Genomic DNA, 19,910 nt, shown 5'->3' with positions numbered 1-19,910 from the left:
ACCCCTGCCGGAGTGCCCATCCGATTCGACTAGCGCTCCCCATCCTCCACCCGGGCCGGGAACGCCCGCTCCAGGGCTTCGAGGTAGGCCCACTTCTCGTTCACCAGCGCTGTGAGCAGGTCCAGATCGAGCAAGTCCGTCCGGTAGCGCCGCTGCGTGGACATGTAGCGTTCCAGCGGTGTGCCGTCCGGTCGGGCGTTGATCCGGTAACGGCGCCCGTCAAACACCTCGTACAGCGCGTACACTCCGCATTGCGTCGCGATGCGGATCAACTCGACACTCTCGGCCGGTTCCGACTTCCAGCCCGTCGGACAAGGAGAAAGCATCAGCAGAAATCGGAATCCGCGCAGGCGGTGAGCAGTCCGGACCTTGCGCAGGAAATCCTCGCGGTGCGCGACCGACAGCGTCGCCGCATACGGGATGCGGTGTGCCACCAGGATTTCCATGATGTCCTTCTTCTGTTCGGTCTTCCCCTGGGGTGTGGTACTCGTCTTCACACCCTGCGGCGTCGCGCTGCTGCGCTGCCCGCCGGTGTTACCATAAATTTCGTTGTCGTAGCAGAAATAAAGCACGTCCTCGTTGCGTTCTGCGGCGGCCGAAATGGTGGCGAGTCCAATATCATAGGTCCCGCCATCGCCCGCCCACACCATGGTCAGCGCATCTTCGTCGTTCAGCCGCCGTACGGCGGACACCCCCGTGGCCACGGCCGCGGCACTTGCGAACGTCGTCGCCAGAGTCGGCACGCCGTAGGCGCTGGTTGGAAACGCCCCCGCCGCAACGATGCCACAGCACGCCGGAATGCACATCGTCGGCCGCACTTCGCCGAGCGCCTGCTGCAGCCATTGCAGCCCGATCGACATGCCGCAACCGGCGCAGTTCGTATTACCCGGACGCAGGATGTGTCCGCAGGCGTCCTGATCGAGAGGGGCGAGTGTTGTCATTGCGTCCGTCCTCGGCTGGCCGGCGGCCAGCATTACGCCACCGGTAGTTCCTTCCACACGGGGGGGCTCGCGGTCGTGCGTCCCTGTAGATCGTCGACGATCTCGTGGATCATCTCCGGCGTCACGTCTCCGCCCCCGAGGCCCACCAGGTAGTCCTGTACCAGCACCTCCGGGCGGCAGCGCAACGACAACGCGATTTCCTGCCAGAAGATGCCCCCCGAACCCGGCGAGTGGTTGCGATCCAGGACGCCGATGCGTTGCGCATGGCCGCAGGCCGTCGTGTAAACCTCGCGAGCGAACGGCCGAAACAGCTTCGCCCGGACCATTCCGACCCGCTCGCCGCGGGCCCGGCGCTCCTGCACGACCCGCTGCGCCGTCCGCGCCATGGTGTTGCACGCGACCAGGATCGTCTCGGCATCTTCGGTTTGCTCCGTCGTGATGACGCCCGCCGGCCGCCGCCCGAAGACGCGCACAAATTCGTCCACCGCCTCTGCCAGCACGGCCGGCACGCGTTCCATCGCGAGCTGGATTTCATGCCGGTGATGCTCGGTGTCGTGCGGCCACGTCATCCCGCCGATCGTCTTGCCCTGGCCGTTGATGCGGTGTGGAACGTGGCAGGGCGGCAGGAACGCTGCGACTTGCTCGAGGGTGGGCAGGTCGACCGCCATCTGGGTGTGCGACAGCAGAAAGCCATCCTGCGCGACCAGCGCGGGCAGCAGCACCCGGGGGTCCTCGGATACGCGAAAAGCCAGCAGCACCGTATCCACCAGGTCCTGGTGCGAGTCGCAGTAGAACTGGAGCCACGCCGCGTCGCGCATCATCAGCGTGTCACCCTGGTCCACCCAGATATTCCACGGTGGTCCGAGCGTGCGATTCACCCCCACCATCACGATGGGCAGCCGGAAGTAGCCCGCGGAAAACACGTTCTCCGTCATGTAAGCCAGCCCGTTCGACGAGCTGGCCGTAAACGTGCGTGCCCCGGCCAGGGCGGCGCCGATACAGACCGCCATCGCGCTGTGTTCCGACTCGACCGGGACCACGCGCCCCTTGCTGAAGTTGAAGGCCCGCAGGAATTCAATGATCTCCGTCTGCGGCGTAATCGGGTACGCGCCGCAGATGGTACCGCGCGCCACATGGTTGGCTTCACCCGCGAGGGCCAGCGCGTGCGCGGCGGCGTGGTTGCCAGTGACCAGTGCTCGTGCCACAGGGCCTTCCTTTCTCACGCTGCCGGCGCGGCCGCCGGCCTCACAGCTCCGCCATGTAGACGACCCCGCGCGGGCATTGCGCCGCACAGATGCCGCATCCCTTGCAGTAGTCGTAGTCGAACGCGTACTCACCCGCAGCCACATACCGCATGATGCCTTCCGGGCAGGTTGAGCGGCAATGGTCGCAGTCATTGCACACGCCGCAACTCAGGCAACGGGCCGCTTCGGCGGCGGCGGCCGGGTCCCCGGGCCCATCGATTAACCCGCGACGTACTTCCGCGAAGCCCGCGCGCCGTTGCTGTGGCGCCAGCAAAGGTGCGTGCCGTGGTTCGGCCGGGTCGAAGAGGTGCATGGTCAACACATCCGGTCCCGCGACGGGTGGTGCTGCCGGCGGGAACAGGTCCTCACCCGTCAGTGTTTTGTGAATGTGCCATGCCGCAGCGCAACCATTGCCGATCGCTGCCGTGACCGTACCCTCGTTGGTCGCCAGGTCTCCACCCGCGAAGATCGGGCAGCCCGTCAGACCGGTCAGTTGGCCGTCGGACCGCACGTTGCAGCCCTCGGGAAAAATCGAAAGGTCGGCCGACTGCCCCAGCGCCAGAATCACCCGATCGCAGCGGACGTCATACACGGCATCTTCGCTTTCGAGCGGCACCGGGCTGCGCCGGCCACTTGCATCCGGAGCGCCCAGTTCCATCCGCTGGCAGGTCAGAAGTGCGCCGGTCGGGGTCTCGCGCAGCCGCAGGGGCGCTACCAATTCGCACAGTTCGACGCCTTCCTCGAGCGCTTCCTCGATCTCCTCGTGGATCGCGGGCATCTCGGCTCGCGTACGGCGGTACAGCACCTGCACACGGCGCGCCCCGCAGCGCAGCGCAGTCCGGGCTGCGTCCATCGCGGTATTGCCACCGCCGATCACGACCACCCGCAGGCCCGTGACGAACTCGTGCCCGTTGCGCGCATGGTCGAGGTAGTCGATGCCCTGCGTCACCACGTCCGACGAAAGCTGGCCGAGGTTGAGCCCCCGGGCTTCCTGCAGACCGGTTGCCACGAACAGCGCGTCATAACGCTGCGACATTTCGACCAGCAGCTTGCGATGCACGGGCGTCCGCGTGTGCACCTCGATCCCATGCCGCAGAATCCACGAAATTTCACGGTCGAGCACGTTGCGCGGCAACCGGTACGAAGGGATGCCCGTGCGCAGCACGCCGCCCAGTTCCTTGCCCGCTTCCAGCAAGGTCACGTGATAGCCCAGCCGCGCCAGGTGATAGGCGGCGCTCAGGCCCGCCGGCCCGGAACCCACCACGGCCACCCGCTCCTGGCGGTGGGGCTTGGGCGGAGTAGGCCAGGCCGCGTGATCCGCTATGTATCGTTCGATCTCGCGTACGTTCACCGCCCCGTCAAACGTCCCCCGATTGCAGACCGCCATACACGGCGCCGGACACACACGCCCGCAGATTCCCGGAAACGGCGAGCGCTCCAGCAGGATTGCGAGCGCCGCGTCGTAGTCCTTCTTCCCTGCGGCTGCCACGAACCCGCGGACATCATGGCCTGCCGGGCAGCCCTGGTTGCAGGGGGGCGTCCATGCGCGCCGCTGCGGCTGCCGAGTGGCCCAGTCGCCGGTGTGGATTTCCGGCATTCCACCCATCTCCGCCCCGAGAAAGCTGGCCGCCGCCGCCCGCGGCCCCGCCGCCGTCGCCGGTGGCACGACGACCGCCGTCCCCGGCAGTTCGGCCGAGTGTACTTGCGCAAAAGCCGCCTCCGCTGCCAGCCGGTTGGCCCCCTCAAACCCTGTCGAGCGCAGTGCGGCCGCGATGTCCTCCAAGTTCAGGCCCAGCACTTTGGCAACGGCGCCAAGCATGGTGGTATTCACAATGGGCACCGCGCGCGTTCCCAGTCCGTGTTCCGCCGCGATGCCGGTCGCATCCACGGTCGCAACCTTGTACCCGGCGAACTGCTCCGCCAACTCGTGTGGCGCCGCCGTGTGGTTCAGCAGAATCCAGCCACCTGGGCGCAGACCCGCCAGCACGCGCGGCCCGATCAGCGTTCGGTCGAGCACGATCACATGGTCGGGTGTATGTACAAGGTTGTGATTGGTGATCTCAGCATCATCGATACGCACGTAGGCCTGCACCGGGGCGCCGGAGCGTTCGGCCGCGTAGATGCCGAAGGCCTGTACGTGCTTGCCGCGTTCGAAATAGGCGGAGGCCAGCAGTTTGGCGAGGGTGACTCCGCCCTGGCCGCCGCGTCCGTGAATGGTGATTTCGGTCATACCCCACCTTTGGGCCGGGCCGCCGGGCTGCGCCGGGCATCGACAACGTGCTGTCGGCGACTGCGCAGACTTGGGTTGGAGGAAGGGGAGAAGGGTCGTAGCTCAGCGGTCCGGTCGCTCATGCAAGGGTGCTCCGGATGTCGCTGCGCAGTATAACCCGGCCCCAAACGACGGACAAGCGGACCGGAATAGATGGAATAGGGCTGGGGGCTCAGGTCTCCGTCCGCAGGTTGGGCATGTCACCCACCGCAAGCGGCCGTCGCGCTTACCCCCCTTGGGGTGAACGCGCTGCCAGCGTCCGCGATCGTTCGTGATGGCGACGAAGCCGCTTGTTCCGAACTAAGGCCGGCTCCTACCACCAGTACCCGAAGTCGAACCCCCACCCGTCGAACCAGCCGCAGGTTCTGCAATCGTCGTAAATGTAATATTCGTCAACGATTACGATGTCGCGGTAGTACCGATCGGCCCAGCGCAGGCCCTGCGACAAAGCCCCCGGACTGCATGAGATTGCAATTGGCAGCCACGCTCCAGCCACCAGCAAGCCAAGCCACTTTCGCTTTCCCTGCCAACGCATAGCGTCCTCCTTGCCCGAGGGGCCTTTTCAGGGGCCACTGGACATGACACGCGCGACCGCCCGCAGGTTAGCTCTTTGGCATCTCACAGGGGCTCTGCCGGCAACGGTACTGCGAGCCGCGTGCGCAAACGCCCGCGCTCCGGATGATCAGGCCGTAACCGCAGTACATCGAGGTAGCGCTCCCGCGCTGCCACCGGATTGCCCTGGTGCCACTCCGCATGGCCGAGCTGCAACAGCAGATCCACATCATCCGGGCGCAGCCGTACCGCCCGGGTAAGCCAAAGCATTTGCAATTGGTCGTCCCCGCGCTGGCTGCAACGCTCGGCGATCCGCAGATAAGCGCCTGCGAGCAGCTTTGCCCGCCGGGCCGGCTCGCGCGCCGCTTGCCGTGCGGTGTACCGCAGAAACTCCGCTTCATTCCCCACCCGGAGGGCCACTTCGGCAAACAGGGCGAGTACCTCCGGATCGTCCTCCGCGAGAAGCACAGCGGCGCGCTGCCGTAGAACCACTTCGGCCAGGCGTGGCTGGTCCACCGCCAGCCAGATGCGCGCGTGTAGCAGGTGGGCAGCGGGGGTGTCGTAGCCCAGGTCGAGTGCCAGTCGAATCTGAAAGAGTGCCGACTCCGGCGGGCAGCAGAGGAATTCACCCTCCGAGGTGCCTCGGTCGTACAACAGCAGGCCCGCGGCAAAAAGTCCAACCTGACCTCCGGAAACGCGCCGCCGCTGCACGCGCCCGAGAAAATTCTGGTGTGCGCCATACGCCGCGGCCGCGAGGTAGTGATACTCCGGCTGGCCGGTCAGAAGCTTCGCCTGCTCTACGCGCATCAGTGCCGTTGCGGTCCGCCCACTCGCAAGTGCCGTGCGGATGTGCAGGAGCCGCAAATCGGTGTCGAGCGGCCATTGCTGCAAGGCCGCCTCCAGCAGGCGTTCGGCACTCGCCGGCCCTTCGTTGGCGAGCGCAGCGCGCGCCGCTGCGAGCACCGCCGACGGTGGGTCCTCCGCGGCGCGCGGAGCTGCCGGTGCCGCCAGCGACTGCGAAGCAGTCCCCGCGTGTTGGGCCGCAGCGGTGGCGCTCGTGCCTGCGCAGACGGCCGCACACAGCCAGACGGCCAGTGCCGTGCGGCGGCATCCTGCTCTTGCCGGAGGTGGATCGCTTCGCATACGCTCCCACTATGGCTGGTCGGTCTCGCGGGGCGTCGGTCAAACCAGGACCGAGCATCTCATTGTGTCACCACCGGCCCCACGGAGCAATCCAAGCGCGCCATGGATGCCCATACACTCGAATGCCTGGAGTTCGAGAGTGTCCGCGAGTTGCTCGCCGGCTATGCCATGACCGGTCTGGGCAAGTCACTGGCCGCGCATGTTCATCCCGTGACGCGGTTTGCGCTGCTGGAGCGCTGGCTCAATCAGGTGACCGAATTGCAGCGTCTGATTGTAGAACGCGGCCTGCCACCTTATGGCGGCATCACCGACGTACGTGCCATTGTTCAACGCTGCGGGCCGCCTTTGCGAGTCGGTGTCGAGGACATGTCCCAACTCGGCCTTACGCTGCGCGGCACACATGGCGTCGCCGCGTACCTGCGTGACCTGCCGGCTGACCATCCGGAATTGCAGCATCTGGCCGGTCGCATCGGCGACTTTCAGACCATCGCCGACCGAATCGCGGCGGTGATTGACGAGCGCGGCCAGGTGCGCGACGACGCCAGCCCCAAGCTGTTGCGCATCCGCCGGTCCATCGAGGAGGCCAGTGAGCGCATCGGCGGCGTCATGGATGGACTCCTGCGTGATACCGGCATCCGCAAGCTGCTCCAGTATTCCAACCACACGTTCCACGGCGACCGCATGGTGCTGCCGTTGCGGGCGGAATGTCGCGGGCGCGTCCCGGGGATCGTGCATCGCACCTCGGACAGCGGTGCGACGCTCTACGTTGAGCCGGCCGCGATCGTCGAACTGAACAACCAGATCAGCAATCTCCGCAGTGAGGAGCAGGAGGAAGTCGGGCGGCTCTTGTGGACCCTGAGCAACGAAGTGCACGTGAATACAGCCGAGATCGAGCGTACGCTCGACGCGCTCGCCGTGCTCGACCTGATCACCGCGAAGGTGCGCTTCGCACGTGATTACGGTCTGGTCGTGCCCGAACTCACCACCGACCACACCCTGAACGTCCGTGGCGCGCGGCATCCCTTATTACTTGCGCTGGCTCGACAACGTCAGCAACAGGGGGAATCCGCGGTCGAAGTCGTGCCGATCGACTACCGCCTTGGTCTGGATTTCAATCTGCTCATCATCACGGGGCCGAACACCGGCGGAAAGACCGTTGCGCTCAAGACCATCGGATTGCTTAGTCTCATGCTGCAGGCGGGGCTCCCGGTCCCGGCGGACCGCGGCTCCCGGATGGGACTCTTCGGCAACGTGCTCATCGACGTGGGCGACGAACAGAGCTTGCAGCAGTCGCTCAGCACCTTCAGTGCGCACATCCGCCGCATCATCGACATGTTGCGCCATGCCGGTCCCCATGCGCTGCTGCTGATTGACGAACTGGGGGCCGGAACCGACCCGGATGAGGGGGCCGCTTTGGGTGTGGCCATTCTCGATGAACTGGCGCGCCTCCAGTGTCGCGGTGTCATTACCACGCACCTCGGTGTGCTCAAGGTCTTCGCGCTCACGCGTGGCAATGCCGAAAACGCATGTGTGGACTTCGACGCTGAAACCCTGCGGCCGACGTACCACCTCCGCATTGGTCAGGCCGGCCACAGCAACGCGATCGACATCGCCTCGAAGCTCGGACTGCCGAAGCGGCTCGCTGGTGCGGCGCGTCGCAATATCTCGCGCAGCCATCGCATGCTGCACACGGCCCTGGAGGGGACCCGCTCGGCCAAGCAGCAGGCCGAGGTCGCCCGCCGCGAGGCCGATGTGGCCCGCGACACCGCCCGCCAGAGCGCCACGGCGGCCGATGCTGTCCGTGTCCAACTCGAGCGGCAGCAGGCGGACTTTCAGAAGTGGGTGCAGCGCGTCGTACATCTCCAGCCCGGGGACGCGGTGCGGGTGCGCGACTTCGACCGCGACGGCCGTATTGTCCGCCTCCGACTCGACCAGCACCGTGCCGAGGTGGATGTCGGCGCGTTTACAGTCGAGGTTCCACTTGGAGATGTGCTGCCACCCGAGACCCCGCCGCCCCCGCCGAAACCGCCGCGCCCGGTCGCTGTCGCTGCGCCGCCGCCACGCCCCAGGAAGCGTGACCGCAGCGCTCCGCGCAGCGCGCCAGCCACGCGGGGGGCACCGGGCACCGCTCCGTCACCGGCCACGCGGCCAAACGACCCGCAGCGTCCCTCCCAACGCCCCCCACGCGCGTCGGAGGAGCGCGAGCGGCCTATGCCACCGCCGCTCACGGTTGAGCAGGCCGCCCAACTCAAGCCGCTCGACGCGGTCTACGTGCGACGATTCCATCGCGTAGGTCGCATCGTCCGAATCCTGCCGGATAAGAAACTGGCTGTCGTCGACGTCGGAGCGCTCGAAGTTGAGGTAACCTTCGACGGGCTCGCTGCCGTGCCCGCCCGCTAAGCGCCCCATTCCCGAACATCCCACACCGGCTCGCCGTACTCCGCCAGCAGTTCCGCGTCTCCCGGTGTGACGTACACGAGTTCGTCCCGCTGCGCATGGGCGGTGAACGCTCGAATCGGGCGCCCGTCCACGCGCCACGGCCACGACGCCTGCCATAATGCCCGCCAGGGCACGAGATACACGTCGCCGCCCATGGGTTCGGCCGGAACCCCTTCGCTGTCGAGTCCAACTCCAATCGCGCTGCCACTCATCGACCCGTCTCCGCCGGCATCGTACTACCCTAGGTGAACTGCAATGTGGTCGAGTAGTACACCCGGCCGTGGCGGGCCACGGCCCAGCGCCACGACTTCACGCCGCTGTACTGTACGTTCAGGTCGACGATGCCCGTGTCGGTCGTAATCAGCAGGAAGTGACGGTTCGTCAAGATCGTCCGCAGAACAGCCCCGCTGTGAAACGTAATGCTGTCCGGAGCCGTCGCGCTCACCCCGCCACCAATCGTGTCTGCCAACCAGCACTCGATCAGACTGTGCGCACTCAATGCCGTCCGCAGGGAGCAGGCGATCTGGTTCACGCTCTCGGTACCAACATCAACCGCGACGGCCGCGGCGTAGTCGGGTGCGAGGCGGTCGGCCAGGGTGCGGATGAAGTCGCCATGTGCGAGCAAGTCTGCGTCGCTGCGAGTAAGCGGCGTGCGGAGTTGCGCCAAAGCGGTGGCGATTTGCAGGGCGGCGGTCTCGATCCGGTGAGCTGCGAACGGACCGCGCCCGAGATCGGGACCGAAGAACTCGACGTGTCGATCGGACATGATCATCTCCAGTGGATCGTCGCGCTGACCAAGCACGCCCGACCCAGGGGAAAATCCTCCAGGAAAGTGGGTGGGGCAAGGTCCGGCGGGCCTCGCGCGCAGCGGAGCGGTCGCGGCCAGTTGTGGGCGAATTCTGTCGGTGGCCGTTTCTGAGGGTTGCGCCGTGCTTCCTTGTGACTATTTCTGCCGGCGATGACCGTTCGGGGCTTCCCGGCAGTATCCGAAGCGAATCGTCGCTCCCGGCCGAAGGCACCAAAAGGTATTCAAGGAGAAGCCGCTATGTTCCGTCGTACGCTGGTAGCGCTCGCTGCCATGACCTTCGTCTCGTGTGCGCTCGCCGCACCTCTTGCCACTTCCTTCACCTATCAGGGCGTCCTCTCCGAGGGGGGCATGCCGGCCAACGGCCTGTACGACCTCCAGATTCAGGTCTACGACGCCGCGGTTGGTGGCTTTCTGCACAGCACGAGCAACCACGCCGACGTATCCGTGGTCGACGGGCGTTTCACGGTCGAGGTGAACTTTGGCGCCGGCGCGTCACCCTTCAACGGAGATGCCCGCTGGTTGCAGATCGGGGTTCGTCCCGCCGGCAGCGGTGGTGGCTATACGGCACTTGCTCCGCGCCAGTCCGTGACAGCCGCACCGTATGCTCTCTTTGCCCTCAACAGTTATTGGACGCGTGCGGGTGCCGATCGCATCACCAATACTCAAAGCCAGATCGTCCTGATCAACCGCAATTATCTCGTCGGATCCGAGTGGTTCGGTGTGCATGCCGGCGCGACGGGCACGAACTACGGCGGCATGTACATCACGACAGAGAGCAACAACGCCAAGCCGTTCTACGGTTATGCCACCGGCACGCAGACGGCCTGGACTTACCTCGACGGTGTGACCGGGAAGTGGCACGTCCATAACTCCGGCGACCGGCTCACGGTGCAGAGCGACGGCAGCGTCGGTATCGGCACCACGTCCCCGGCCGCACGCCTTGAAGTGAGGACCACCAGCGGCAATGCAGTGGAGGGGCATACGACGGCGGCCTTCAGCTACGGTGTGCTCGGGTCCGGAACCTCCGCCGGTGTGCGGGGTGAGAGCGCTGCGTCGGGTGGGGCCGGTGTACGCGGGGTGAACAACACGACGGGCGGCTCTGGCGTCCGGGGCGACAGCTCCGCCCAGGGCGGCAGCGGCGTCTCGGGCTATGCCAACGACGGCACGGGCATTTACGGCCAGTCCTTCAACGGCTACGGCGTGTACGGCTCGAATGGCGGCAGCAACGTCAGCGGCTACGCCGGATGGTTCAACGGTCGCACCCACATCAACGGCACGCTTTCGAAGTCGGGCGGTTCGTTCAAGATCGACCACCCGCTCGATCCGGAGAACATGTACCTCTCACACTCGTTCGTCGAGTCGCCCGACATGATGAACATCTACAACGGCACCGTGCTCCTCGATCGCAATGGCGAGGCCGTTGTCGTCCTGCCGGACTGGTTCGAAGCGCTCAACGCCGAGTATCGCTACCAGCTTACCGCGATCGGTGCCCCGGCTCCGAACCTCTACATCGCCCGTGAGATCGAAGGTAACAGTTTCGCAATCTCCGGTGGCCAGCCCGGCCTGAAAGTTTCCTGGCAGGTGACCGGTGTCCGTCGCGATCCGTGGGCCGAGCACAACCGCATCCAGATCGAGGAGCCGAAGCGCAGCGACGAGCGCGGCCGCTTCCTCTTCCCGGAGGGCTATGGCTATACGGCGGAGCGTTCGGTTGCGGTGCCGCAAGCAGAGTAAGCTTGAAGCAGGTCCTGGTGAGGGCCGGAGAGGGAGCGCGTGGCGGGCTTGTCGGCTTGTTCTGCAAGCAGGCAGCCCGCCCGCTTTTTTGCGCTCCCTGCCAACGTACGGTGTAGTGCGCCCTTATGCCCGCCGCCTTCGTGTGAGCAGCAGCACAACGCTGCCCAGCAAGCTCGCCGGTTCCGGCACCACCGTCACCCGCGCCGGCGCCCCAAGTGCGCCAAGTACGTTCTGTGTTCCGGTGTACACCTCCGTATGGGCCATCGGACGCCCGGGTTTCTGTCCGCTGCGGACCAATGTGATCTCCGAGACCGTTGCCGGCAGCAGCGCGACGAATTCCACCGTCGCCAGCAGCGTACCGGCGGGGGACACCGGTAACTCCGTCGGCGGGAACGTCAGCGGTGCGAACCCGAACCACAGGGCATCTCCATCCGCCGGCGGGCTCGCCTCATTGAAGCCCCACGAATCGTTGGGTGGAAAGCCCGCAGCAGCCAGCCCCACACCCCCGGCCGGGTTCGACCCCGTCAGCCGCAACACGGCCGGATCCCACCCCAGCAGCACCTGCGCGCTGTTCAATCCGGCGCCCTGCGGCTCCGACGATACTGCGTATAACTCCAAGCTTAATCCGCCGCCGACCTCGGCCATCGCGACCGCCGGTCGCCACTCCAGGTGAATCACCCCACCTTGAGTGACCGATGCACCGCCCAGGGCCATGCCCAGCGCTACGCCACACAACATCGCGGTCGTGCGAGTTTGCATGATTCCCAACATCTCTTGCACCTCCATTCTCGAGCGCGGACTACTCCCGCCGCTTGCGTACCAGCGGCGCCTCACGCGTATCCTTCTGGACCTCCGGTCGAACCTCCTCGTTTTCGGGCTGGGGTCGGAATGCGGTCGGCGCTGGCATCACCGGCCGTGTGCCCATCAGGAATGCGAACATGTCCCCGGCGTCCAACACCCCATCACCCGTCAGGTCGACCCACCGAGGTAGCCCCAGTCGCTCGACCTCACGCAGGGTCAGCGACGTCCGCGGTATGCCGGCCTCGCGCGCGCCGCAGCAGTCCGGCGCTCCGATGCGGAGGAAGTTCTGCTGAATGAACGCGAAATCCGCCGCACCAATCGCGCTGTCCCCGCTCACATCGGCGTGTGGCCAGGGTGTCCCACAGGCCGTTCCCGCGGTCGCTGGAGGTTGGCTCCAGGACGTAATGAACACGCCGAAGTCTGCAATGTCGATGAGGTTATCCGGGTAGAGGTCACCTTGGACCAAGGGTTCGCTGCCCGTGAACACCGCGACCCACACGCCGTCCAGCGCTACTGGTACGGTGGCTGCTCGCAGCGTATGAAGCGGGTCCTCAATCGCGACGCACGTGTAATCGCCGCACGGAACTTCCACCAGCTCCATGCCAGCTACGGCCTGCCCGTTCGTCTCGTCGTGATCTGCGGAGAACAACACTTCGATCGCTTGCTCCACCACCGGCGCCCCGCCCTCGCAGCCCGCCGTCAGCGTCAGGCAGCGTATCAGGGTATCACCGGACACGCCCAGGTTGGGATCGTGCAGTGTGCCTTGCAACTGCACGTCAACGCGCAACTCGTTGACCGGGCGCACCTCTACCCGTTGCACGTGCGAGCTGCTGTTGTCGCATGCATCCGTGACCGTCCAGGTGATTTCCGTAACGCCGCTGTACGGCAGGGTCAGGCCGGTGCCTGGCGTGAAGCCGGGCCGCTCGTAACCAACCGTCGTGGGGCTCCCACAGGCGTCGCTTACCTCCGTCGGTAGCCCGACCTCGAGCGCTGTGAGCGTGCGCGTGCAGCCACCGGCCGCTGCCGTGACGACCACGTCGGCAGGGGGGGTGAATGCGGGTCCGGCGATGTCGAACGTCAGCATCACCGTGTCGTGCGCCACGCCTGGGCACGGTTCACCGGCCGTGACGGACAATGTCAGCATAACCGAGCCCGCGGCAGTATCACCGGGACCGGGCGTATAGACCGCATCCAGGCGGGTTGGGTCGTCGAAGGAACCGTCACCCAGAGTTGACCACAGCGGCATGCCATGGTCGGCGCCACCGGCAAGCTGTACGGGTCTACTGGAGCACAGGCAGGACTGATCTTCCCCTGCATCCGCAACCGCGTTGCCCGCAAGCGAGAGCACGGTGGTGTCAGAAGCATAACCATCACACGGCGCGGCCGCGGTTACCGTCAGTGTTAGTGTGACTGCACCGGCCGAGGCATCGTCAGGGGAGGGCAGATAAGTCGTGACGAGTGCGGTAGGGTCGACAAAGCTGCCCTGGCCACTCGTCGTCCACAGCACCCCGGAGTAATCCGTTGCTTGGCCCGCGACGGGAACCGGCAGAGCAGCGCAGCCGAGGTAGGGGCCGCCGGCGGAAGCCGCCGGAGACTCTGCCAACGTCAACGCGACGGGTTCGGACTGCACAGCACCGCAGGGGCCATGGACGTACACAAAATACCAGCCAAGCTGCGACTCCTGCGCATTCTCGACCGTGAGGACCGGAGCATCGGTGCCCACCGCGATGACTTGTGCACCGTCGTCGAAATACCACGCGTAGGCGAGTGAGGTACCGGTCGCGACGACCGTGAAGGTCGCATTCCCCCCGCGACAGACGCGTGTCGGCTGTGGCGGTGAGAGAATGGTCGTCGCAGCATCGACGGATAGCGTCACAGGTCCGGCGATCGTCTCGTGGCAGCCGTCACTGGCGAGGAGGCGGTAGGTGCCGGCATCCGAAAGCGCGGTGGCGGCGAAATTCAGCACGGCACTGTCGGCGCCTGAAATGTCCACCCACCCGCCGGCGACTTGTCGTTGCCACTGGAGGCGGGGTATGCCGCAGTCGTCCAAGATCTCACTCGTGGTAAGGTCAGCTGACGCACCTTCACACACGGTTCGATCCACCGGCGGATTGCCCACACTGGGCGGACCGCCATCGAGAATGCGAATCGTCTGGGTCGCAAGGGCCTCATTTCCGCATGCATCGACAGCGCGCCAAGTGCGCGTGATCAACTCGACGGCGGGACAGGCGCCGGCTGCGGCGGTCTCTTCAAACTGCAGCGGAACCGGGCCCTGGCACGCGTCGAGTGCACGCATGCCGCCGACGTCAATATCCCCGTCACCGTTCGTGTCGCCGTCGCCATTGGTCGTGGAACTAGCGACCACATGCTGGTAGCCGGTCGCTGGTCGCGGGTAGGTCTGCCACTTGTAGAACCCTGTACCGCCGCCACCCGGTACGTAGCCATCGTGAATTTCGAGGCCATGGTCGTAGGCGGGATCGGTTGCATCATCGTACAGGCGCGTCCCGACCGAGATTCTGCTCAGGTAGCAAGTGTTCGCGACTTCGGTGCCGACACGGCCACCGAATTCGACCCGGTAAACATTGCTCGTATTGTTGGCCGAATAGGTGAATGACTGCGTCTCGTGATGGTCGAGTCGCGTGACCTCGACGCGCCACTGGTTGCTTGTCAGGCGGGTGAAAGCGACCTCGTAACCTTCGTCGATGAGCGGGATGCCCGTATCGTTACCCGTCAGGTTGGTGACGATCTCAAAGGTGCCGTTTGAGGACGGGTATTGGAATGAGATCTTGTTGCTGCTTGAGTAGTCACCCAAGCGCAGCCAGCAGGTTCCGCCGGGCGCGACCGTGCCAGGATCGAAAGTGACCCGCACCGTCTCGTTGATCGCCAGTTCTGGGCCCTGCCACGCGCGCGAGAGTGCAATGTTGTTCGCAGAGCGAATCCCCCAGGCCCGCCCTGTTGGCAGCCCAGGGAGTGGTTCGCCACAGAAAAGGTCCACATCGCCAGGCGCCCCCAGGATGTCCGGTGGAACCTTGTCCTCGGCGCTGAAGGTCTGCACCCAGTTGACCTCATTACCACACGCGTCCGCGAGCGTGTACACACGCGTTATGACCTGCGAAGCACCGGCGCAGCCGGTTCCCGCGTCCGGCAGGTCGGCATAGCGCACGATCGTCAGCCCCTCGCCGCAGTTGTCGCTCGCACTGAAGGCGGCGAGGGTCGCGGCCGGAGGAAGCGCCGCCAAGCAATCCACCGCGGCATCCTCGGGGCCAGCGGTAATGACCGGCGCCACGCCATCCGCAAAGGTGAAGGTCTGTACCCACGTGGCGTGGTTACCACAGCCATCCGCAAACGTATACGTTCGCTGGAAGATGCGCGGCGCGGCGGGGCAGCCCACACCCCCGAGATCAGCATCCTCATGGCCGAGCAGGATTACCGTACCGCAGTTGTCGGACCTGGAGAACGCCGCGATCTCAGACTCCGCCTCAGGCAGCGGACCGAAGCACTCGCCCACCACGTCTGCGGGTCCATCGACTATGGTCGGCGCCGTCCAGTCGACGGTGAACACGCCTAAATCGTGCCGGTTTTCGGCCGGTACTTCCCTTGGGATGCCGTGCCCCTGCGGACCACGCACGGTCAGCCGTGTCCGCAGCGGCTCCGGGTCCACGCGGAATGCCACCAGCCCCGCCGTGCTGCACGTCTGCCCTGTCGTCGTCAAGCGCAGTGTACACAGGACGATTGGTTCGCTGCCCGAGTATCCGCTACCGCCATTCGCGACACCCACCGCATACAGCACCGTGCCGGCGGCCGAATCGACGGTCTCCATGATCTCCTGAACAAACGGCTCCGATCCGGGCGCAAACTGCGCCGGTGTGGTCACAGCATCGACGTATCCCACCGGCGCCAGCACCAGCGGGTCCCATGCCAGAAAGACCTGCGCGCCAAGCACCTCCTCGGTCGGTGTCCCCGGTACCAGCACTACCCGCACAACAACAACATCCCCCGGCACGGTGAGGCATGACTCCGTTGTCTCGATCCGCAGGTGCGGATCCGCTCCGAGCGTTGCGGTCACCAGCGCTGCTGTCAGCAGCGCGCCTCCCAGGCGTGCTCCGAATTGCATACGATGCCTCCACGGTGGGGCCGGAATCCGGTCTGCCCAACACCGACCCACACGGTCGCTGTGGTGGAGCATTCCCGGATCAGACGCGCTGAGATGAATGGTTTGGTGCGCGGACAGAGCCACCGGCCATGAGACCGGCGCCACGCGTTGTGCCCAGGCCGTCCGCGCCTTTTGGCGCGGCATGCCAAGGTCCCCCATACGTACTCCAAGTGCTGTGTCGTGGGCCCCGTAAGACACTCAAGGGACGAGCAACCGACCCCGGTCGCCCGTGCGCCCCCGACGACACCGCGCACGCTACTGTACCCGGGTGGGGTCCTTCAAGGGGTGCGATGAAGATTCCATTCCGTGTGTTTGGGCTTCGTAATGGCACTGGAAATTCCGTAATCGCTCCCGGTGCATTTATATCCGGACTTGTCCCATAATTGTGACCATAAAAATTGTTGAGGATTGCTTTCGGGGATTTTGTGGTCTATTATGAATCAAGGCGTTCAGAAACGCAGGAGGATGAGTATCATGCGCAGCTTGATCATTGCGGCGGCGGTGTTTGCAGTTGGCATCGCGTCGACCGCAGTTGCGGATATTTCTCAGTCCGTTATCCCACCGAAGGATGGTCCGCGGGGCGGTGCTCCCGGGTTCGATCCTTCCTACACCGGACTGAATCCGTTGGTGACCGATAAGGATCTGTTCGACCAGTTGGGCAACCAGCCGGATGGGCAGTTCAACGCGGTTCGGGATCACTTCAGGGTGCAGTGGACACTCGACGGCAACAGCAAGAATCCCTTCGTGTCGCGCCCTGGCTGGGATCGACCCGATTTCGTGCTCACGGGTGACCAGAGTGGGCCGGTCAATTGGCCCTCGACACCGGAGCGTGTTGTGATTCCTGTTCCGGGCAGCATCATCCTGGGCGCCATTGCCTTGGGCTCGCTGATGGGTGTGCGGCGGAAGGCCTAGCCACCCCCCAAAGCGGTATCAGAAACGTGATTTGCGTGAGCGCGGTTGGATTTTCCGGCCGCGCTTTCTCTATATTCACGCAACTCACGCGCCGCCATCAGTGCATTCCGCATCGGGAGCCCAGCCGCCCTGTATGCCCCTTCGCACCACCAACCCCCGCTGAGTCGAAAAAATTGCGTTGAGTGTTATACGGGCATACTGGACGTGGCAGCGAAAGGTACTGCCACCTCCATCCGATTCCGTCCCCGGACTTGCGATCGGCGGCATGCATGCCACAATGCCGACTTTGTACCCAAGGCAGTGCGCATGACCCACCCGGTAACCGTAACCCCCGGGCCGTCGCAGCGGCCCAATGAAACGCCCCTGATTGCTCCGGCGCCCGAGCCGCCCCCTCCGTCGGCTCCGCATCCACCGCCGGATGTGGTGGCGCGCAGTCTGCGCTACTCCATCAAGGACGCGTCGGCGTGGGCGGTAATGCAGGGGGCTGGCATCAGTTACGTTACGCCTTTCGTCGTGCTCGGCGGCAAGGGGTTGTTTTACATTGCGGCCTTGGCCGCGTTGCCGGCATTGGCCGGTGGACTCGTGCAGTGGTGGGGGGCCCACCTGACCGACCGCTTCGGCAAGCGCAACCGGATCATCGTCTGGTGCTCCCTGGCGCAGGGCTTATTCTGGATTCCAATCGCCGGTGCAATCTTCTTGCCGCTGAATGTCGGCTACTGGATCATGCTCGCGGCGTTTCTCATGGTGGTCGTGCTCGGCAACATCATCGTGCCGGCGTGGCAGAGTCTGATGGGAGACCTCGTACCGGCCGAAGGACGCGGCCGCTATTTTGGAGCGCGGAACGCGATCTCAGGCCTGGTGCAGGTCGGTGCGTTCTTTGGGGCGGGCTGGTTCATTACGCTGGCAGAGCAGAACCAGCATTTTGAGCGACTGGGTCTCTCCGGGCGAGAATTCGGCTTCCTGCTGCTGTTTGTGCTCGCCTGCGCAGCGCGGTGCCTGTCCGCATGGTATCTGAACCATATTCATGAGCCGCCGTACCATCGTTCGCCCGGCGATCACTTCACACTGATGCAGTTCATCCGGAGAGCACCGAAGGCCCACTTCGGTCGCTTTGTGATGTACTCTTCACTGATGTCGGTCGGCTTCGGGCTGGTAGGACCCTTCCTCGCGTGGCATCTGCTGCACGATCTGGAGTTCAGTGCCGGAACCTATGCGACAATCGTAACCGTGAGCATGTTATGCAGCTTCCTGTCGCAGCCACTCTGGGGCCGGCTGGTCGACCGGCTGGGGAGTAAACGGATACTCGGCATTGGCGGTATCGCCGTCACGTTCATTCCGGCGCTGTACCTGCTGTGCAGCGAATCTTGGCACTTCCTGATTGTCATGGTGTACGACGGAATTGCAGGGGCCGCGTACTCAATCGCGCTCGGCAATTACTTCTTCGATGTAGTCACTCCGCCGAAGCGGGCCCGCTGCGTGGCCTTCAATACTCTTTTCGTTGCCATCGGCGGGGCGGTGGGAGCGTTTGCGGCCGCTGCCATCGGAGAGTGGTTCACGACACCCACAGCCATTGCCGGCTGGTCGATCCCGTTTGATTTCACGATCCTCCTGCTCGTGTCGATAGTTGTCCGTGCCATCGCAAACTTGGCTTTGTTGGGCACTTTCGCGGAGTTCCGCCTGCAACGCCCCGATTTTGGTGCGGCGGCTACGCCCCCGGCGGCGTGATCGGCCGGGGTGGGGGTGAACGCCCCTGCGACCAGGTGGGGGGAGTCTGCGTAGGAACAGTTGCCGGAGCCGTTGGTGGGAACAATTGGCGCAGGTGTTAGGTTCATGCTTGCGTGTGTGTGGGTGCCCAGCGTATCGTAATGCACCGTGTTCTGCGGGAAACCCCCGATGTCTGGCCGAATCACAAGACGGAGTCTGAGCATGAAGCGATCCATCCCTGGAATCGTTGCGTTGTACATCATGGCAGCCCTGGCGGTGCCGTCATGGGCGCAGGAAGTAGGCATGAATGCGCCGGCCCTGGCGGTGGGCGAGTGGGTGAAAGGTGAGCCCGTCGATCTCGCCAAGGGGAAGGGTGAGAAGGTCTACGTGGTCGAGTTCTGGGCGACCTGGTGCGGCCCGTGCATCACGAGCATCCCGCACCTCAGTGCGATTCAGAAGAAGTACGGCCCGAAGGGCGTCGAGGTCATTGGCATCAGCAGCAGTGACCAGGATCTGGAAGTGGTGAAGAAATTCGTAGAGCGCATGGGCGACAAGATGGCGTACCACGTCGCCTGGGAAGACCGTGCGAAGCGCGAGACCAGCAAGGCCTACATGGAGGCCTTCAAGCAGAACGGCATCCCGCACGCGTTCGTCATTGACAAGCAGGGCAAGATCGTGTGGCACGGTCATCCGATGGCCGCCCTGGAGCCAGTGCTCGAGATGGTTCTGTCGGGTGACTACACGATCGAGAAGATCGCCCAGATTGAGGAGGAAATTGCCAAGAAGCAGCGCGCGATCGGTAACACGGTCAGGGCGTACTTCGAGCTCCTGCAGCAGGAGAACCCGGAGGGTCTGGACCAGGCGGCCCGAAAAGTTTGGGAAGCCATTCACGAAGACGCGCAGTTCCTGAACGAGGTTTCCTGGAACATCCTGACGGCCGAGGATCTCAAGCACCGCGATCTGAAGTTCGCCCTCAAGCTCGCTGAACGGGCGGATGAACTCACCAAGGGGGAGGACGCGGACATTGTCGATACACTCGCACGCGCGCTGTTCGAGAACGGCAACCTCGATGCGGCGATCAAGCATCAAAAGCGCGCGGTGGAACTCGCCAAGGGTGATGAGCGCCGCGAAGCCGCGTTTCGGAAGGTGCTTGAAGAATACGAAGCCAAGGCGAAGGAACGCAGCTAGCCACGAAGCCACCGACGCTTGCAGA

The 19,910-nt window shown here is 64.8% G+C and carries 14 protein-coding genes; 5 read left to right on the top strand and 9 right to left on the bottom strand.

All coding sequences use genetic code 11. The features are described 5' to 3' along the window. Positions 1-29 precede the first annotated feature (29 nt). The 5 genes from IPM18_00290 to IPM18_00270 form a co-directional block, all read right to left on the bottom strand. Positions 30-941, bottom strand: coding sequence for a pyruvate synthase subunit beta (locus IPM18_00290; protein ID MBK9118036.1), 912 nt, complete (start codon positions 939-941; stop codon positions 30-32). Between the two features lie 32 nt (positions 942-973). Further along, the gene (gene porA / locus IPM18_00285; protein ID MBK9118035.1) at positions 974-2,146 is read right to left on the bottom strand and encodes a pyruvate ferredoxin oxidoreductase; all 1,173 of its coding nucleotides are present in this window, start codon (positions 2,144-2,146) and stop codon (positions 974-976) included. A gap of 40 nt (positions 2,147-2,186) precedes the next feature. Then, on the bottom strand, positions 2,187-4,415 hold the full coding sequence (locus IPM18_00280; GenBank protein MBK9118034.1) for a 2-oxoacid:acceptor oxidoreductase family protein: 2,229 nt from the start codon (positions 4,413-4,415) through the stop codon (positions 2,187-2,189). A gap of 352 nt (positions 4,416-4,767) precedes the next feature. Continuing rightward, on the bottom strand, positions 4,768-4,989 hold the full coding sequence (locus IPM18_00275; protein ID MBK9118033.1) for a hypothetical protein: 222 nt from the start codon (positions 4,987-4,989) through the stop codon (positions 4,768-4,770). Between the two features lie 83 nt (positions 4,990-5,072). Continuing rightward, positions 5,073-6,149 (bottom strand): hypothetical protein, encoded by a 1,077-nt coding sequence (locus IPM18_00270; protein ID MBK9118032.1) that lies wholly within the window; start codon positions 6,147-6,149, stop codon positions 5,073-5,075. Positions 6,150-6,251: 102 nt separating this feature from the next. Here IPM18_00270 and IPM18_00265 point away from each other — a divergent pair, with 102 nt between their 5' ends. Next, positions 6,252-8,549 carry a DNA strand exchange inhibitor protein gene (locus IPM18_00265; GenBank protein ID MBK9118031.1) on the top strand — a complete coding sequence of 766 codons (2,298 nt, stop codon included), beginning with the start codon at positions 6,252-6,254 and terminating at the stop codon, positions 8,547-8,549. On the opposite strand, the gene IPM18_00260 is transcribed toward IPM18_00265, so the two are convergent. Together IPM18_00260 and IPM18_00255 are read right to left on the bottom strand one after the other, a co-directional pair. Next, on the bottom strand, positions 8,546-8,800 hold the full coding sequence (locus IPM18_00260; GenBank protein MBK9118030.1) for a hypothetical protein: 255 nt from the start codon (positions 8,798-8,800) through the stop codon (positions 8,546-8,548). The two genes, IPM18_00265 and IPM18_00260, sit on opposite strands and share 4 nt — an antisense overlap. A 29-nt stretch (positions 8,801-8,829) precedes the next feature. After that, positions 8,830-9,354: a hypothetical protein gene (locus IPM18_00255; GenBank protein MBK9118029.1), complete on the bottom strand. Its 525-nt coding sequence runs from the start codon at positions 9,352-9,354 to the stop codon at positions 8,830-8,832. A gap of 279 nt (positions 9,355-9,633) precedes the next feature. On the opposite strand from IPM18_00255, the gene IPM18_00250 reads away from it, so the two are divergent. After that, entirely contained in the window at positions 9,634-11,127 is a 1,494-nt protein-coding gene (locus tag IPM18_00250) for a hypothetical protein (GenBank protein MBK9118028.1), read from the top strand. Between the two features lie 123 nt (positions 11,128-11,250). Here IPM18_00250 and IPM18_00245 read toward each other — a convergent pair whose 3' ends face one another. Together IPM18_00245 and IPM18_00240 are read right to left on the bottom strand one after the other, a co-directional pair. Beyond that, complete coding sequence (locus IPM18_00245) at positions 11,251-11,898, bottom strand: hypothetical protein (protein ID MBK9118027.1); 648 nt, start codon at positions 11,896-11,898, stop codon at positions 11,251-11,253. A 28-nt stretch (positions 11,899-11,926) separates the two neighbouring features. Further along, entirely contained in the window at positions 11,927-16,042 is a 4,116-nt protein-coding gene (locus IPM18_00240; GenBank protein MBK9118026.1) for a hypothetical protein, read from the bottom strand. Between the two features lie 513 nt (positions 16,043-16,555). Here IPM18_00240 and IPM18_00235 point away from each other — a divergent pair. From IPM18_00235 to IPM18_00225, 3 genes are all read left to right on the top strand, one after another. Then, a complete protein-coding gene (locus IPM18_00235) occupies positions 16,556-16,993 on the top strand; it encodes a hypothetical protein (protein MBK9118025.1) in 438 nt (145 codons plus the stop codon). Between the two features lie 306 nt (positions 16,994-17,299). Continuing rightward, positions 17,300-18,718 carry an MFS transporter gene (locus IPM18_00230; GenBank protein ID MBK9118024.1) on the top strand — a complete coding sequence of 473 codons (1,419 nt, stop codon included), beginning with the start codon at positions 17,300-17,302 and terminating at the stop codon, positions 18,716-18,718. Between the two features lie 201 nt (positions 18,719-18,919). Continuing rightward, positions 18,920-19,885, top strand: coding sequence for a redoxin family protein (locus tag IPM18_00225; GenBank protein ID MBK9118023.1), 966 nt, complete (start codon positions 18,920-18,922; stop codon positions 19,883-19,885). The last annotated feature ends 25 nt before the right edge of the window (positions 19,886-19,910 follow it).

This window comes from Phycisphaerales bacterium (assembly GCA_016716475.1).
In the GTDB taxonomy this organism is placed as follows: domain Bacteria; phylum Planctomycetota; class Phycisphaerae; order UBA1845; family Fen-1342; genus JADJWG01.
This window is presented reverse-complemented; position numbering and strand designations above follow the sequence as displayed.

What these genes read in the sequence shown, in the direction of transcription:
- IPM18_00290 (MBK9118036.1), bottom strand. Translation starts at nt 941, where the DNA reads ATGACAACACTCGCCCCTCTCGATCAGGACGCCTGCGGACACATCCTG.
- IPM18_00280 (MBK9118034.1), bottom strand. Translation starts at nt 4,415, where the DNA reads ATGACCGAAATCACCATTCACGGACGCGGCGGCCAGGGCGGAGTCACC.
- IPM18_00275 (MBK9118033.1), bottom strand. Translation starts at nt 4,989, where the DNA reads ATGCGTTGGCAGGGAAAGCGAAAGTGGCTTGGCTTGCTGGTGGCTGGA.
- IPM18_00270 (MBK9118032.1), bottom strand. Translation starts at nt 6,149, where the DNA reads ATGCGAAGCGATCCACCTCCGGCAAGAGCAGGATGCCGCCGCACGGCA.
- IPM18_00265 (MBK9118031.1), top strand. Translation starts at nt 6,252, where the DNA reads ATGGATGCCCATACACTCGAATGCCTGGAGTTCGAGAGTGTCCGCGAG.
- IPM18_00260 (MBK9118030.1), bottom strand. Translation starts at nt 8,800, where the DNA reads ATGAGTGGCAGCGCGATTGGAGTTGGACTCGACAGCGAAGGGGTTCCG.
- IPM18_00255 (MBK9118029.1), bottom strand. Translation starts at nt 9,354, where the DNA reads ATGTCCGATCGACACGTCGAGTTCTTCGGTCCCGATCTCGGGCGCGGT.
- IPM18_00250 (MBK9118028.1), top strand. Translation starts at nt 9,634, where the DNA reads ATGTTCCGTCGTACGCTGGTAGCGCTCGCTGCCATGACCTTCGTCTCG.
- IPM18_00245 (MBK9118027.1), bottom strand. Translation starts at nt 11,898, where the DNA reads ATGTTGGGAATCATGCAAACTCGCACGACCGCGATGTTGTGTGGCGTA.
- IPM18_00240 (MBK9118026.1), bottom strand. Translation starts at nt 16,042, where the DNA reads ATGCAATTCGGAGCACGCCTGGGAGGCGCGCTGCTGACAGCAGCGCTG.
- IPM18_00235 (MBK9118025.1), top strand. Translation starts at nt 16,556, where the DNA reads ATGCGCAGCTTGATCATTGCGGCGGCGGTGTTTGCAGTTGGCATCGCG.
- IPM18_00230 (MBK9118024.1), top strand. Translation starts at nt 17,300, where the DNA reads ATGACCCACCCGGTAACCGTAACCCCCGGGCCGTCGCAGCGGCCCAAT.
- IPM18_00225 (MBK9118023.1), top strand. Translation starts at nt 18,920, where the DNA reads ATGAAGCGATCCATCCCTGGAATCGTTGCGTTGTACATCATGGCAGCC.